Genomic DNA, 14,223 nt, shown 5'->3' on the forward strand with positions numbered 1-14,223 from the left:
GTCGGTCCCGTTCCGAGGGGCTTTCGCTCCCTCGTCCGTTCCCTCCCGGGCGGCGCAGAAAGAACATTACCCGACGTCTGCCCTGGCTCCAAAATCGATAACCGCAGGCAGCGGTGGGGAGGCCGTCCGATGACCTCCGGGTGCGCCGCGGGCCCGGCACGGAGCCGGGCCCGCGGGCTGCTCAGGAGGCGCTTGCGCGGCCCGTTCAGGCCGTCGGCAGCGCGTCCAGGGCGGAGCGGAGCCGGCGCAGCGTCTCGGGGCGGCCGAGCAGCTCCATCGACTCGAACAGCGGCGGCGAGACCCGGCGGCCCGTGACGGCCACCCGCAGCGGCGTGAAGGCGAACTTGGGCTTGATGCCCAGGCCCTCCACCAGGGCCTCGCGCAGCGCGGCCTGGATCGGCTCCGGGGTGAAGTCCGCGAGCTCCTCCAGCGCCTTGACGCTGGCCTCCAGCACCGGGCCGGCGTCCGCGGTCAGCACCTTGGCGGCGTCGTCCGGGTCCACCGCGAAGTCGGCCGGGTCGACGAACAGGAAGCCGGCCATGTTGACGATCTCGCTCAGCACGACCATCCGCTCCTGGGTGAGCGGCGCGATCCGGGCGAGCAGGTCCAGCTGCTCGGCGGTCGGCTCGGCCGGCAGCAGGCCGGGGCCCTGGAGGAACGGCACCAGGCGGCGGACGAAGTCCTCCGGGGCCAGCCGGCGGACGTGCTCGGCGTTGATCGCCTCGCACTTCTTGAGGTCGAAGCGCGCCGGGTTGGAGTTCACCTTGGCGACGTCGAAGGCGGCGACCATCTCGTCCATGTCGAACAGGTCGCGGTCCTCGGCCAGCGACCAGCCCAGCAGGGACAGGTAGTTGAGCAGGCCCTCGCGGATGAAGCCGCGCTCGCGGTACAGGTTGAGCGAGGACTGCGGGTCGCGCTTGGAGAGCTTCTTGTTGCCCTCGCCCATCACGTACGGCAGGTGGCCGAAGCGCGGGGTGGTGCCCTCGCCGACGCCGATCTCGGCGAGCGCCGCGTACAGCGCGATCTGCCGCGGGGTGGAGGACAGCAGGTCCTCGCCGCGCAGCACGTGGGTGATGCCCATCAGGGCGTCGTCCACCGGGTTGACCAGGGTGTACAGCGGGGCGCCGTTGGCGCGGACGATGCCGTAGTCCGGGACGTTCTCCGGCTCGAAGGTGAGCGTGCCGCGCACCAGGTCGTCGAAGGAGATGGTCCGGTCGGGCATCCGGAAGCGCAGGATCGGCTCGCGCTTCTCCAGCTTGTAGACGGCGACCTGCTCCTCGGTCAGCTCGCGGCAGTGGCCGTCGTAGCCGGAGGGCTTGCCGGCCGCGCGGGCGGCCTCGCGCCGGGCGTCCAGCTCCTCGGTGCTGCAGTAGCAGTGGTACGCGTGGCCGGCCTCCTGGAGGCGGCGGGCGACGTCGGCGTAGATGTCCATCCGCTGCGACTGGCGGTACGGCGCGTGCGGGCCGCCGACCTCCGGGCCCTCGTCCCAGTCCAGGCCGAGCCAGCTCATGGCCTCCAGCAGCTGGGTGTACGACTCCTCGGAGTCGCGGGCGGAGTCGGTGTCCTCGATCCGGAAGACCAGCTTGCCGCCGGTGTGGCGGGCGTAGGCCCAGTTGAACAGGGCCGTGCGGACCATGCCCACGTGGGGGTTGCCGGTCGGGGACGGACAGAAGCGAACCCGGACGGCCGGGTCAGTGTTAGCCACGCTTGATCACCTTGTTGGCGAGAGTGCCGATGCCTTCGATGGAGACGGCGACCTCGTCGCCGACGTTGAGCGGGCCCACCCCTGCGGGCGTGCCGGTGAGGATGACGTCGCCGGGCAGCAGCGTCATGGCCTCGGAGATGTGGACGACCAGTTCGGCGACCGAGCGGATCATCAGGGAGGTGCGGCCGGTCTGGCGGAGCTCGCCGTTGACCGTGCAGGTGATCGCCAGGTCGGACGGGTCGAGGTCGGTCTCGATCCACGGGCCCAGCGGGCAGGCGGTGTCGAAGCCCTTGGCCCGGGCCCACTGGCCCTCGCGCTGCTGGACGTCCCGGGCGGTGACGTCGTTGGCGCAGGTGTAGCCGAGGATCACCTCGGGCACCCGGTCCAGCGGCACCTCGCGGCACATCCGGCCGATCACCACGGCGAGTTCGGCCTCGTGGTGGACGTCCGAGGAGAACGGCGGGTACGCGATGTTCTCGGTCGGGCCGATCACCGAGGTGGACGGCTTGAAGAAGGTGAGCGGGACGTCCGGGACGTCGTTGCCCAGCTCCGCCGCGTGCGCCGCGTAGTTGCGGCCGACCGCCACGATCTTGTTGGGGAGCATCGGGCTGAGCAGCCGGACGTCCTGGAAGCGGTAGCTCTCACCGGTGGGCTGGGGTTGGCCGAACGGGTGACCGGCCAGCTCGTGCACGACCAGCGAGTCGGGCCGGGACGGATCCCCCTCGACCACGCCGAAGGAAACGCTGCCGGCGGCAGGGCTCCCTTCCCGGACGGAAAACCTGGCAATGCGCACGGCTGGGCTACCCCTCGCTTCGTCGGCCGCCCGGGGCGCCCCCGGGCGCTGCTGGGCGCCCCGCCCGCCACGGGCGCGGCCCCGTCAATCCCGCCCAGGCTATCGCGTGGGGCCTCCCGCGACCCCTTCGGCCCTGTTCAGCGCGGTCGGGGCGGAGGGCCCCGACCCGGGACGCACGAGAGCGCCGCCACCGCTGTTCGCGGTGACGGCGCCCTCGGGTCGCGCCAGGGGCCGGGATCAGTCCCGGGGGGTGATGACGGGGGCGACCATCAGCTGGACGCGGCGCGGGTTGGCGGTGACGGCCGGCAGCTCGGTGCCGTAGGTGACGACGTCCTCGGGCTTGCGGGCACCCGGGATCCTGCTGAAGTCCTCGACCGAGGCCAGCGTGGTCCGGCGCGGGTTCGCCGTGGAGCGGCAGGACAGCGTGGACTTGGTGGCCTTCTTCGCCAGGGACATCGAGAGCACCTCGTGGTCGTGGCCGGGCGGTCCGCCAGGGATCCGCACCGGCCTGCGTGATTCCGATTGATTCGGAGGGGTTCTGGGCAGGCTGATCGGGGCCGTGCTCAGGAGACAGCCAAGGTTACGAGATCTCTTTCCATACGGGCCGTGACCAAAGCTACACATTCACCTGTGATTTTGCTCACAAATTGACGCACAAATCACGAATATCCGACATATCGCCGGATCGGAATTTCCCGACAATTCGCCCGGAACGGTCATTCCGGCAGGTCTGCGACTCTTGTCGATCTCCGGCCACGTTGGCATGTATCCGGCGAGTGTCCGAAAAAGGCGGTATTCCGGTCCGGTTACCGCACAGTCAGTGAGATCACGCATGCGGTCGGTAGTACCCGACCGTCGGTTCCGGCGGCCCTTGTTGGGATTCCCTCGCTGTGCTGGAATGCCACGGACCGTGGGTAGGGAGCAGTCCACCCCGGCGACCCGCTCTCCCGGACCGGCCGGGGTGCGGAAGGAAACTCGACACCGTCCAGGCCGTGGCGACGCGGCGGGACGCCCGGTCCAGAGGTTGCGACGCCAGTGCAGGGACGTTTCAAAAGGGGTAGCGGCGCCGCGGGTAACCCGGAGTCGCGCGAGCCCGTGGCAGCCCCTCAACAGGCGGCGGCCCCCGGCGGCCCGACCGACCCCGTGACGCCCGAGGCCCTCGCCCGGCCGGACGACGACGGCCAGGAACGGAAGTCCGCCCGGGACAAGCTCCGGACCACCCTGACCAGGCGCCGCGCCACCGGTCTGAGCCGGCTCGCGATGCGCAACTGGCGCATCCGCACCCGTCTGATCGCCCTGCTCGCGCTGCCGGTCATGGTCTCGCTGGTCCTCGGCGGCCTGCGCATCCAGACCTCGATGCAGAACTCGCAGCAGCTCGCCCAGATGGCCAACCTGTCGGACCTGGCCAAGAAGGCGACCAACCTCGCGGACGCCCTGCAGACCGAACGCGACATCAGCGCCGGCTACATCACCAACCGGCCGAACGACCCGCTGGACGACGAGATCGTCGCCGCCCGCAAGAGCACCGACGACCTCAGCCGCACCTTCACCGCCTCCTCCGACAAGTTCGAGAACCTCCAGCTCTCCGGCGGGAAGGCGCTGCTGTTCCAGATCCGCAAGGACCTGAACTCGATCGCGGACGCCCGCAACACGCCGTACCAGAACAACCAGAACATCCAGGCGACGATCACCGCGTACGACGTGATCATCCGCGACCTCCTGGGCATCACCCAGGACATCGCGCTCGCCTCGAACAACCAGGACCTGCTCATCGCCACCCGCGCGCTGCAGCAGTTCTCGCTCGCCAAGGACGCCACCTCGCAGCAGCGCGCGCTGATCAGCGCCGGTCTGGGCAACCCCAAGGCCCCCGACCTGAGCGCGAGCGACGAGTCCTTCGGCATCCGCCTGCGCACCACGTACGACAACGCGCTGACCAGTTTCAACAACATCTACACCTCGCACGACCTGGACAACCTGCGCGGCCAGCTGAGCTACAACAACGTCATCGCCGAGGCGGACCGCTACTCGCGCTCGATCCTCCAGCCGGGCGGCATCCACCAGACCGAGGCGGTCTCGTACAAGGACTGGTACGAGAAGGCCACCACCAAGATCACGGCCGAGCGCCGGATCGAGGCCAAGCTGATCGAGGACCTCGACGGAAAGGCCCAGGACCTCCAGTCCCAGGCCGACACCGAGGCCCTGATCATCGGTGCGGCCGTCGCCCTGACCCTGATCATCGCCCTCGGCGGCGCCGGTCTGATCGCCCGCTCGATGGTGCGCTCGCTGACCCGCCTGCAGACCGCGGCCGAGGACGTCGCCGAGCGCCGCCTGCCCGAGCTGGTCAAGACGCTCTCCGAGAGCGACCCGCACGACGTCGACACCACGGTCGAGCCGGTCGCCGTCGACTCGACCGACGAGATCGGCCACGTGGCCCACGCGTTCGACATGGTGCACAGCGAGGCCGTCCGCCTCGCCGCCGAGCAGGCCCTCCTGCGCGGCAACATCAACGCGATGTTCACCAACCTCTCGCGCCGCAGCCAGGGCCTCATCCAGCGCCAGCTGTCGCTCATCTCCGAGCTGGAGAGCCGCGAGGCCGACCCGGACCAGCTGGCCAACCTGTTCAAGCTCGACCACCTCGCGACCCGCATGCGCCGCAACGGCGAAAACCTCCTCGTCCTCGCCGGTGAGGACCCGGGCCGCCGCTGGACCCGCCCCGTCCCGCTGGTCGACGTGCTCCGCGCCGCCGCCTCCGAGGTGGAGCAGTACGAGCGCATCGAACTCGCCGCCGTGCCGTCGGCCGAGGTCGCCGGCCGCGTCGTCAACGACCTCGTCCACCTGCTCGCCGAGCTGCTGGAGAACGCCACCTCGTTCTCCAGCCCGCAGACCCGCGTGCGGGTCACCGGCCACGCCCTGCCGGACGGCCGGGTGCTGGTCGAGATCCACGACACCGGCATCGGCCTCAGCCCGGACGACCTGGCCGAGATCAACGAGCGCCTGGCCAACCCGCCGACGGTGGACGTCTCGGTCTCCCGCCGCATGGGCCTCTTCGTGGTCGGCCGCCTGTCCCTGCGACACGGCATCCGGATCCAGCTGCGTCCGAGCGACTCCGGCGGCACCACCGCGCTGGTCATGCTCCCGGTCGACGTCACCAACTCCGCCGACCGGCGCGGCCCGGGCAGCCGTCCCGGCCCCGGTGCGCCGGGCAAGCAGCAGCGCGGGGCCGCCCCGACGCCGCGCCAGCAGCGCCAGGTGCCGCCCGCCCGCCAGGGCGGTCCGGCCGCGCTCGGCCAGGGCCCGGCGGGCGGTGCCCCGCAGGGCGGCCGTCCGCAGCTCGGCCAGGGCGGTCCGTCCGCCCCCGCCGCGCCGACCGGCCCGGGTGCGCCCGGCGGCCGTCCCGGTGGGCCGGCCGGACTGCCGACCCGTCAGGTCGGCCAGTCGCTGCGCGAGACCCCCCCGGCCCCGCAGGGCCCGCAGGGCCCGCAGGGCCAGCAGGGCCCGCAGGGCCAGCAGGGCCCGCAGGGCCAGCAGGCTCCGGGCCGGTCCGGTCCGCAGGACGGCCTGCCACAGCGCACCCCCGGCCAGCAGGGGCCGCAGGGCCCGGGTCAGCCGGGTCGGCGCGGCCAGGGCCGACCGGCCCCGGCACCGCAGGGTCCGGGCCCGCAGGGACCGGGTCAGCCCGGCCAGCAGGGTCCCGGCCAGCCCGGTCAGCAGGGACCGGGCCAGCCCGGTCCGCAGGGCCCCGGCCAGCCCGGCCAGCCGCAGCAGGCGCCGCAGGGCGCGCTGCCGCAGCGTGCCCCCGGCCGTCAGGGCCCGCCGCAGGGCGGCCCGAACGGCCTGCCGCGCCGCGGCCAGGGCCGCCCCGGCCAGGAACGTCCGCGTCCCGGCGGCGAGTTCGACGGTGCTCCGGGCGCTCCCGCGCCGCGGACCGGCGAGCAGCCGCAGCACGGCCGCCCCGGCGGTCCCGGCGGTCCCGGTGCCCCGCAGCAGGGTGCCCGTCCGGGCAACCGTCCGCAGGACGGCCTGCCGCAGCGCACCCCCGGCCAGCAGGGCCCGGGTCGGCCCGGTCCGCAGGGTCCCCAGGGGCCTCAGGGTCCGCAGGGGCCTCAGGGTCCGCAGGGCCAGCGCCGTCCGCAGCGTCCCGGCCAGGAGGCGCCCCAGCAGGGCCGTCAGCCCCAGCCCCAGCTGCCCCCGCAGCAGCAGCCCCAGCCGCTGCCGTCGGCCGAGCCGACGTCGGTGGAGAGCACCCAGCAGTTCGCCCGGCCGCGCTTCGAGGCCAGCCAGATCGACCCGCGTGACCCGCTGGGCCTCGGCCTGGTGGAGCCGGTGCTGCCGAACGTGCCGGGCCCGGCCCAGCCGCAGCCCCAGCAGCCGCAGCCGGCCCCGCAGCAGCAGGCGCCGCAGCAGCCGCAGCGCCAGGAGCCGATGGCCCTGCCGACCGGCCCGTCCGAGGCCACCGGCGAGCAGCCCTGGTACCCGCAGCAGGGCGACGGCCAGCCGCAGGGCCGGCCCCGTTCGTACCAGCCGCGCCGCCCCGGCACCTCCGCGCCGGACCTCCAGCAGCCGGGCCGGCCGCAGCGGGCCCCGCAGCAGCAGCCCCGGCCGGAGCGCCCCCAGGCCCCCCAGGGCCAGGCGCCCCAGCAGCAGGCCCCCCAGGGCCAGGCGCCCCAGCAGCAGGCCCCGCAGGGCCAGCCGCTGCCGCCGCAGCCGGGCGTCGGTGACGCGCCCTGGCGCCCGTCCGCGAACGACGAGCGCTGGCGCCGTGCCGAGCAGGTCCGCGAGCCCTCGACCAGCGGGGTCACCATGTCCGGCCTCCCCCGGCGGACCCCGCAGGCCAACCTGGTCTCCGGCACCGCCGAGGCCTCGCCGCTGACCGGTCCCCAGGTCTCCCGGGCCCCCGAGGAGGTCCGCGGCCGCCTGACCAACCTGCGCCGCGGCATCCAGCAGGGCCGGCGGGCCGGGGCCGAGCAGGCCGCCAACCAGCCGGGCTCCCAGCATGGTGCTCAGCAGCCCGGATTCGATAGTTTCGGTGGCCGGAGCGACGGCAACGGCGCAGATCACCAGGAGCGTTGAGTTGAACCAGATGAGCCAGGCCGCACAGAACCTGAACTGGCTGATCACCAACTTCGTGGACAACACCCCCGGGGTGTCCCACACCGTGGTGGTCTCCGCCGACGGCCTCCTGCTGTGCATGTCCGAGGGGTTCCCGCGCGACCGCGCCGACCAGCTCGCCGCCGTCGCCTCCGGCCTCACCTCCCTCACCTCCGGCGCCAGCCGGATCTTCGAGGGCGGCGAGGTCAACCAGACCGTCGTCGAGATGGAGCGCGGCTTCCTGTTCCTGATGGCCGTCAGCGACGGCTCCGCCCTCGCCGTCCTGGCCGCACCCGACTCCGACATCGGTCTGGTCGGGTACGAGATGGCCCTGCTCGTCGACCGGGCCGGCGCCGTCCTCACCCCCGCACTCCGCGCGGAACTCCAGGGCAGTCTCCTGCACTGACCGGAACCCACGCGGACCATCCACCGTTCCACCCCGCACCGGGTCCGACCCGACCGGACCCGGCGCCTCACCCTCAGCTACCCTCAGGCAGCTGATCCCGCCTCAGCTGGCACCGCCCCAGCTGGAACCGGCTGCCCAAGGCCGCAGCACAAGGAGGACCCATGACCCCGCCCTCGACACCCGCCGGCTCGTACGGCAACGGGTACGGCAGCGGCTACGGCGGGCAGCAGTCCGACGGCTACGAGCAGCAGCCGCTGGTCCGCCCCTACGCGATGACCGGCGGCCGGACCCGCCCCCGCTACCAGCTCGCGATCGAGGCCCTGATCTCGACCACGGGCTCGGCCGAGCGCACCACCGGGCTGCTGCCCGAGCACGCCCGGATCGTCGGTCTCTGCCGCGAGGTCAAGTCCATCGCGGAGATCTCCGCACTGGCCGGCGTTCCGCTCGGTGTGGCCCGGATCCTCGTGGCCGACCTGGCCGAGGCCGGTCTCGTCGCCATCCACCAGCCCGCCGCCGCGGGCGAGTCGGGCGGAACGCCCGATGTCACGCTGCTCGAAAGGGTCCTCAGTGGACTTCGCAAGCTCTAACGCGGCCGCCCCCACCCGCGCCACCACCTCCGCGAAGATCGTCATCGCCGGCGGCTTCGGCGTCGGCAAGACCACGCTCGTCGGCGCCGTCTCCGAGATCAACCCCCTGCGCACCGAAGCCGTCATGACCTCGGCCTCCGCCGGCATCGACGACATCAGCCACGTCTCCGGCAAGACGACCACCACCGTCGCCATGGACTTCGGCCGCATCACCCTCGACGAAGACCTCATCCTCTACCTCTTCGGCACCCCCGGACAGGACCGCTTCTGGTTCATGTGGGACGACCTCGTCCGAGGCGCCATCGGAGCCGTCGTCCTCGTCGACACCCGCCGCCTCGCCGACTGCTTCCCCGCCCTCGACTACTTCGAGAACAGCGGCCTGCCCTTCGTCGTCGCCCTCAACGGCTTCGACGGCCACCAGCCCCACACCGGCGACGAAGTCCGCGAAGCCCTCCAACTCGGCCCCGACACCCCTGTCATCACGCTCGACGCCCGCCGACGCGACAGCGCCAAGAGCGCCCTCATCACCCTCGTCGAACACGCCCTCCTCGCCCGACTCCGCTGACGGGCAGGGCACCCGGGCACCGGTGGGCGCGCGAGCACCCGCGGGAACCGAGCGGCCCCGGCGAACCGTCACACTGACGGGTCGCCGGGGCGGCGGTGCTTTACCGGCCGGTGTCCTCCCGGGGCCGCGCGCAAGACCCGTGTATAAGCAGCGGATAACAGTTCGGTAGGCATTTTGTGATCAACAATGACGCAGCGTGGCGAATCAGCGTCACTCAGCGCCAGATCACCACGGTTTTGCTCCGTCATGTCGTTGATTGTCCGTATTGTTCCGACGCGGGTGCCTTGCGACGGCTGTTTGTCCCCCATCCCTGCACGTGCTGAAATTCCAGCTACCCCTGAACATCCCGCTCCGGCCGTCCGGCGGCGGGCCAGGGCCCCGGGGGTAGCGCTGGATTGATCCATGGCCGGCAAGTCGGCCGAGAGGTAGTAGTCGAGTGAGGCGTAAGCAGCAACCCGCCCCGCAGCGGCGCTCCGAGCCCCGCCAGAGCGCGCCGAACGGCGGCGCCGCGGAACCGGCCGGATTCTCCGCGTTCACTCCCACCGAGGAGCGCCCCCAGACCACCCCGGCCCCCAAGCCCCCGACGGCCTCCACGGAGCCGCGCACGGGTGCGGCGGGTCAGTCCGGCGAAGGCGGGCCGTCCAGCCGGTACGACTTCCTCCGTCCGCGCAACTGGCGCGTGCCGACCCGACTGATCGCGATCCTGCTGATCCCCGTGATCATCAGTCTCGTCTTCGGCGGTCTGCGAGTGAACACCTCGGTCGACGGCTACATCAAGGCCTCCAAGGCCGAGAAGACCGCCGAGCTCGCCAAGGCGGCGACCGAACTCGCCGAGGCGCTCGAGAACGAGCGCGACAAGACCCTGATACCCCTGCTCACCGGGCAGGACCCGAACAACGAGGTCGCCAAGCGCCGCGCCGACACCGACGCCGCGCTCAAGGCCTACAACGCCGCGTACGACGCCTCCGACAAGTCCGGCGAGCTCCCGCGCCGCCACGAGGCCTTCCAGACCCTCGTGGTCGACCTCCCGCACCTGCGGCAGGTCGCGTACGGCAAGGAGCTGTTCGCCAGCGCCACCGCGAGCGCCTACTCGGCGATGTTCGCGCCGCTGCTGGCCTACGACAACTCGGTCGGCAACGGCTCCGCCAACGCCACCAGCAAGGGCCGCGCGATCTACGCGATGTCGCTGGCCAAGGCCTCCGCCTCGACCCAGCGCTCGCTGATGCTGAGCCTGCTGGTCGGTGCCTCGCAGGGCGTGACCACGCGCTACGAGAACCAGGACATGACCCAGCAGATCCTGGTCGCGGAGAAGCTGGAGCAGGTCTCGCTCTCCGAGTTCAACACCGGTGCCGCGCCCGAGGACGCCCGCAAGTACGCGGACGCCCAGGTCGCCCTGGCCACCGCCCAGGACCGCTCGGCCTACAAGATGCCGAACGGCACCGCGCCCACCATGGGGGGCCTGCTGGCGCTGGCCGCCAACTACGCCGAGGCCGCCGCCATCGGCCAGCAGAAGGGCAAGGCCGCCGCCGACGCCGCGTACGCCGAGGCCAAGAACTCCGGTCTGACCCCGGACAACTGGAACCAGGCCGCCGGAACCCACATCCAGGCCCTGCGGAACACCGAAGTCGCGCTGCTGGACGCCGTCCTCACCGACTCCCGCAACCTCAAGGACAACGCGCTCTACGACGCCATCCTCAACACGGTCATCGTCGTCGCCGCACTGATCCTGGCCGGCCTGCTCACCGGCTACGTCGCCCGCTCGATGATCCTCGGCATGCGCACCCTGCGCAGCGCCGCCCTGGAGATCGCCGACCACCGCCTGCCGGACCTGGTCGAGAAGCTCTCCAAGACCGACCCGGACCGGGTCGACACCTCGGTGAGCGCGATCCCGCTGCACGGCAAGGACGAGATCGGCGAAGTCGCCCGGGCCTTCGACCAGGTCCACCAGCAGGCCGTGGCGCTCGCCGCCGAGCAGGCCCTGCTGCGAGGGAACGTCAACGCGATCTTCACCAACCTGTCGCGCCGCAGCCAGGGCCTGATCCAGCGCCAGCTGGCACTGATCACCGACCTGGAGAACAACGAGGCCGACCCGGACCAGCTGGAGAACCTCTTCAAGCTGGACCACCTCGCGACCCGTATGCGCCGCAACGGTGAGAACCTCCTCGTCCTCGCCGGTGAGGAGGCCGGCCGCCGCTGGAACACCCCGGTCCCGCTGGTCGACGTGCTGCGCGCCGCCGCCTCCGAGGTGGAGCAGTACGAGCGCGTCGAGCTGTCCGGCATCCCCGAGGTCGAGGTCGTCGGCGCCGCCGTGACCGACCTCGTCCACCTGCTCGCCGAGCTGCTGGAGAACGCCACCTCGTTCTCCAGCCCGCAGACCCGGGTGCTGGTCAACGCGACCCGCCTGCCGGACGGCCGGGTGCTGGTCGAGATCCACGACAAGGGCATCGGCCTCACCGCCGACGACTTCGCGGAGATCAACGAGAAGCTGGCCGAGCCGCCCACGGTCGACGCCACCATCTCCCGCCGCATGGGCCTCTTCGTGGTCGGCCGGCTCTCCCAGCGGCACGACGTCCGCGTCCAGCTCCGCCCGTCCGGCGAGTCCGCCGGCACCACCTCGCTCGTCATGCTCCCGCCGTTCGTCACCAAGTCCGCGATGGCGCCGGAGCCGGAGGAGCAGTTCACCGTCTCCCGGATCTTCGCCGACCAGGAGCCGACCGCCGAGTGGGCGCCGGACAACGGCGGCCGCAGCGCCGCCGAGCTCGGCTTCGACGACCACCTCACCGGCATCGGCAACGCCGGCTCCTCCGGGTTCAGCCCGGCCCTGGAGGCCGTCCAGCGCTCGCAGCGCCTCGACCAGGTCCGCCGCGCGGCCCTGGAGGGCGGCCCGCAGGAGCAGGTGCTGGACGCCGAGGTCGAGGAGGACTACCAGCAGGGCTACGACCAGTACGCCCCGCAGCAGGGCTACCAGCAGGGCGGCTACGCCGACGAGCAGTACGGCTACGACCAGGGCGGCTACCAGCAGGACGAGTACGCCCAGGACGGCTACGGCCAGTACCCGCAGCAGGGCTACCAGCAGGACGGCTACGCCGACGACCGCTACGGCTACGACCAGGGCGGCTACCAGCAGGACGAGTACGCCCAGGACGGCTACGGCCACCAGGCCGTGGAGGCCCCCGCGGGCCACCCGTACACCCCGGAGCCGCCCGCCCTGCCCACCGCCGAGCCCACGCCGGCCCCCACCGCCACCCTGCCGTCCGGGCTGCCCCAGCGCCGCCCCGGCCAGCAGCTGGCGGGCGGCGGCCCGGGCAGCGCCCCGGTCGGTCTGACCCCGTCCGGGGACACCCCGAACTGGTTCGCCGGCGCCAAGGACACCTCGGCGCCCGTCGAGTCCCGCGGCCACGACGTGTCCGCACTGGGCGGCTACGGCCCGACCGGCCCGACCGCCTCCCCCTGGCAGTCGCCGAACGACGGTGACTGGCAGCGGGCCGAGCAGCTGCGCGAGCCCTCGTCCGCCGGCACCACCGGGGCCGGACTGCCCCGCCGCGTGCCCAAGCAGAACCTGGTGCCCGGCAACGCCAAGCCGACCCCGCAGGAAGGGCCGCAGGTCTCCCGCAGCCCCGAGGAGGTCCGTGGCCGCCTCACCAACCTGCGCCGCGGCGTCGAGCAGGGCCGCAGCGCCGGCAACACCGGAAGCTTCCGGATCGACCCCGATCAGGTAGACCAGTCCGGCAACGGACAGAACCGGAGCACCGATCTCTTCGGCGGCTCGAACCACCAGGAGCGTTGAGTTGACTCAGATGAGCCAGGCCGCACAGAACCTGAACTGGCTGATCACCAATTTCGTGGACAACACCCCCGGGGTGTCCCACACCGTGGTGGTCTCGGCGGACGGCCTCCTGCTGTGCATGTCGGAAGGCTTCCCGCGCGACCGCGCCGACCAGCTCGCCGCCGTCGCCTCCGGCCTCACCTCCCTCACCTCCGGCGCCAGCCGGATCTTCGAAGGCGGCGAGGTCAACCAGACCGTCGTCGAGATGGAGCGCGGCTTCCTGTTCCTGATGGCCATCAGCGACGGCTCCGCCCTCGCGGTGCTCGCCTCCCCCGACTCCGACATCGGTCTGGTCGGGTACGAGATGGCCCTGCTCGTCGACCGGGCCGGCGCCGTCCTCACCCCCGCGCTCCGCGCAGAACTCCAGGGCAGTCTCCTGCACTGACGGTTCGTCGGATACCGTCCAGGTATTCGAAGTACCTCCGCGTCCTTCCCGGGCCCGCTTCGGCGGGCTCGGGTTCGGACGTTGTACGGCCTTCGCACCACCGGCTCCGGACTCGTACCGAAGCCCGCACCGCACCGCCGCACCTTGTGAGGAGAGGAACCGTGACACCGCCCGACGACCGCAGCGGCCAGTACGGCGTTCCGTACCCTGGCACGGGCCACGACGCCTTCGGAGCACCCGGCGCCGGCCACGGTCAGCAGTACGGTCGGCACCAGTACGGGCAGCCCCAGCAGCACCCGTACGCCCGGCCCGAGGAGCAGTACGGCCAGTACGACCCGTACGCCCGGCCGCAGCCCGCCTTCGACACCCCGCCGCCCGGCTACCCGACGCCGCCCGGCCAGGTGCCCGCCCAGGCCCCCGGCCACCGGCCGGCCCAGGAACCCGGGTACGTCGAGGAGTTCGAGGACGAGCAGGACTCCGGCCCGCTGATCCGACCGTTCGCCATGACCGGCGGCCGCACCCGGCCCCGCTACGAACTCGCGCTGGAGGCCCTGGTCTCCGCCGACGTCGATCCGCAGCGCCTGTCCACCCTCCTCCCCGAGCACCAGCGGATCTGCACGCTGTGCACGGAGGTCAAGTCCGTCGCCGAGGTCTCGGCGCTGCTCTCACTTCCCCTGGGAGTCGCCCGGATCCTCGTGGCCGACCTGGCCGAGGCCGGCCTCGTCGCCATCCACCAGCCCGCTTCCGGGGGCGAATCCGGAAACCAGCCCGACGTCACGCTGCTCGAAAGGGTCCTCAGTGGACTTCGCAAGCTCTAACGCGGCCGCCCCCACCCGCGCCACCACCTCCGCGAAGATCGTCATCGCCG

The 14,223-nt window shown here is 72.3% G+C and carries 10 protein-coding genes; 7 read left to right on the top strand and 3 right to left on the bottom strand.

Going from position 1 to position 14,223, the window contains the following annotated elements:
- Positions 1 to 205: 205 nt before the first annotated feature.
- From gltX to ACFV8H_RS39830, 3 genes are all read right to left on the bottom strand, one after another.
- Complete coding sequence (gene gltX, locus ACFV8H_RS39820) at positions 206 to 1,705, bottom strand: glutamate--tRNA ligase (RefSeq protein WP_380409461.1); 1,500 nt, start codon at positions 1,703 to 1,705, stop codon at positions 206 to 208.
- Positions 1,698 to 2,498 (bottom strand): fumarylacetoacetate hydrolase family protein, encoded by an 801-nt coding sequence (locus tag ACFV8H_RS39825; protein ID WP_375891711.1) that lies wholly within the window; start codon positions 2,496 to 2,498, stop codon positions 1,698 to 1,700. The genes gltX and ACFV8H_RS39825 overlap by 8 nt, the downstream gene beginning before the upstream one ends.
- A 237-nt stretch (positions 2,499 to 2,735) precedes the next feature.
- Positions 2,736 to 2,954, bottom strand: a complete 219-nt coding sequence (locus ACFV8H_RS39830) for a hypothetical protein (protein ID WP_375891710.1) — start codon at positions 2,952 to 2,954, stop codon at positions 2,736 to 2,738.
- 639 nt (positions 2,955 to 3,593) lie between these two features.
- Here ACFV8H_RS39830 and ACFV8H_RS39835 point away from each other — a divergent pair.
- The 7 genes from ACFV8H_RS39835 (at position 3,594) to ACFV8H_RS39865 (ending at position 14,173) form a co-directional block, all read left to right on the top strand.
- Positions 3,594 to 7,568 carry a nitrate- and nitrite sensing domain-containing protein gene (locus ACFV8H_RS39835; protein WP_380409463.1) on the top strand — a complete coding sequence of 1,325 codons (3,975 nt, stop codon included), beginning with the start codon at positions 3,594 to 3,596 and terminating at the stop codon, positions 7,566 to 7,568.
- A gap of 10 nt (positions 7,569 to 7,578) precedes the next feature.
- Positions 7,579 to 7,992: a roadblock/LC7 domain-containing protein gene (locus ACFV8H_RS39840; protein ID WP_030248297.1), complete on the top strand. Its 414-nt coding sequence runs from the start codon at positions 7,579 to 7,581 to the stop codon at positions 7,990 to 7,992.
- A gap of 161 nt (positions 7,993 to 8,153) precedes the next feature.
- Entirely contained in the window at positions 8,154 to 8,579 is a 426-nt protein-coding gene (locus ACFV8H_RS39845) for a DUF742 domain-containing protein (protein WP_375891707.1), read from the top strand.
- A complete protein-coding gene (locus ACFV8H_RS39850; protein ID WP_380409465.1) occupies positions 8,560 to 9,144 on the top strand; it encodes an ATP/GTP-binding protein in 585 nt (194 codons plus the stop codon). The genes ACFV8H_RS39845 and ACFV8H_RS39850 overlap by 20 nt, the downstream gene beginning before the upstream one ends.
- A 436-nt stretch (positions 9,145 to 9,580) precedes the next feature.
- A complete protein-coding gene (locus tag ACFV8H_RS39855) occupies positions 9,581 to 12,931 on the top strand; it encodes a nitrate- and nitrite sensing domain-containing protein (protein ID WP_380409467.1) in 3,351 nt (1,116 codons plus the stop codon).
- Positions 12,932 to 12,941: 10 nt separating this feature from the next.
- Positions 12,942 to 13,355: a roadblock/LC7 domain-containing protein gene (locus ACFV8H_RS39860; RefSeq protein ID WP_097236138.1), complete on the top strand. Its 414-nt coding sequence runs from the start codon at positions 12,942 to 12,944 to the stop codon at positions 13,353 to 13,355.
- A 161-nt stretch (positions 13,356 to 13,516) separates the two neighbouring features.
- Entirely contained in the window at positions 13,517 to 14,173 is a 657-nt protein-coding gene (locus ACFV8H_RS39865) for a DUF742 domain-containing protein (protein WP_375891702.1), read from the top strand.
- The last annotated feature ends 50 nt before the right edge of the window (positions 14,174 to 14,223 follow it).

This window comes from Kitasatospora sp. NPDC059827 (assembly GCF_042731675.1).
Lineage (GTDB): Bacteria > Actinomycetota > Actinomycetes > Streptomycetales > Streptomycetaceae > Kitasatospora.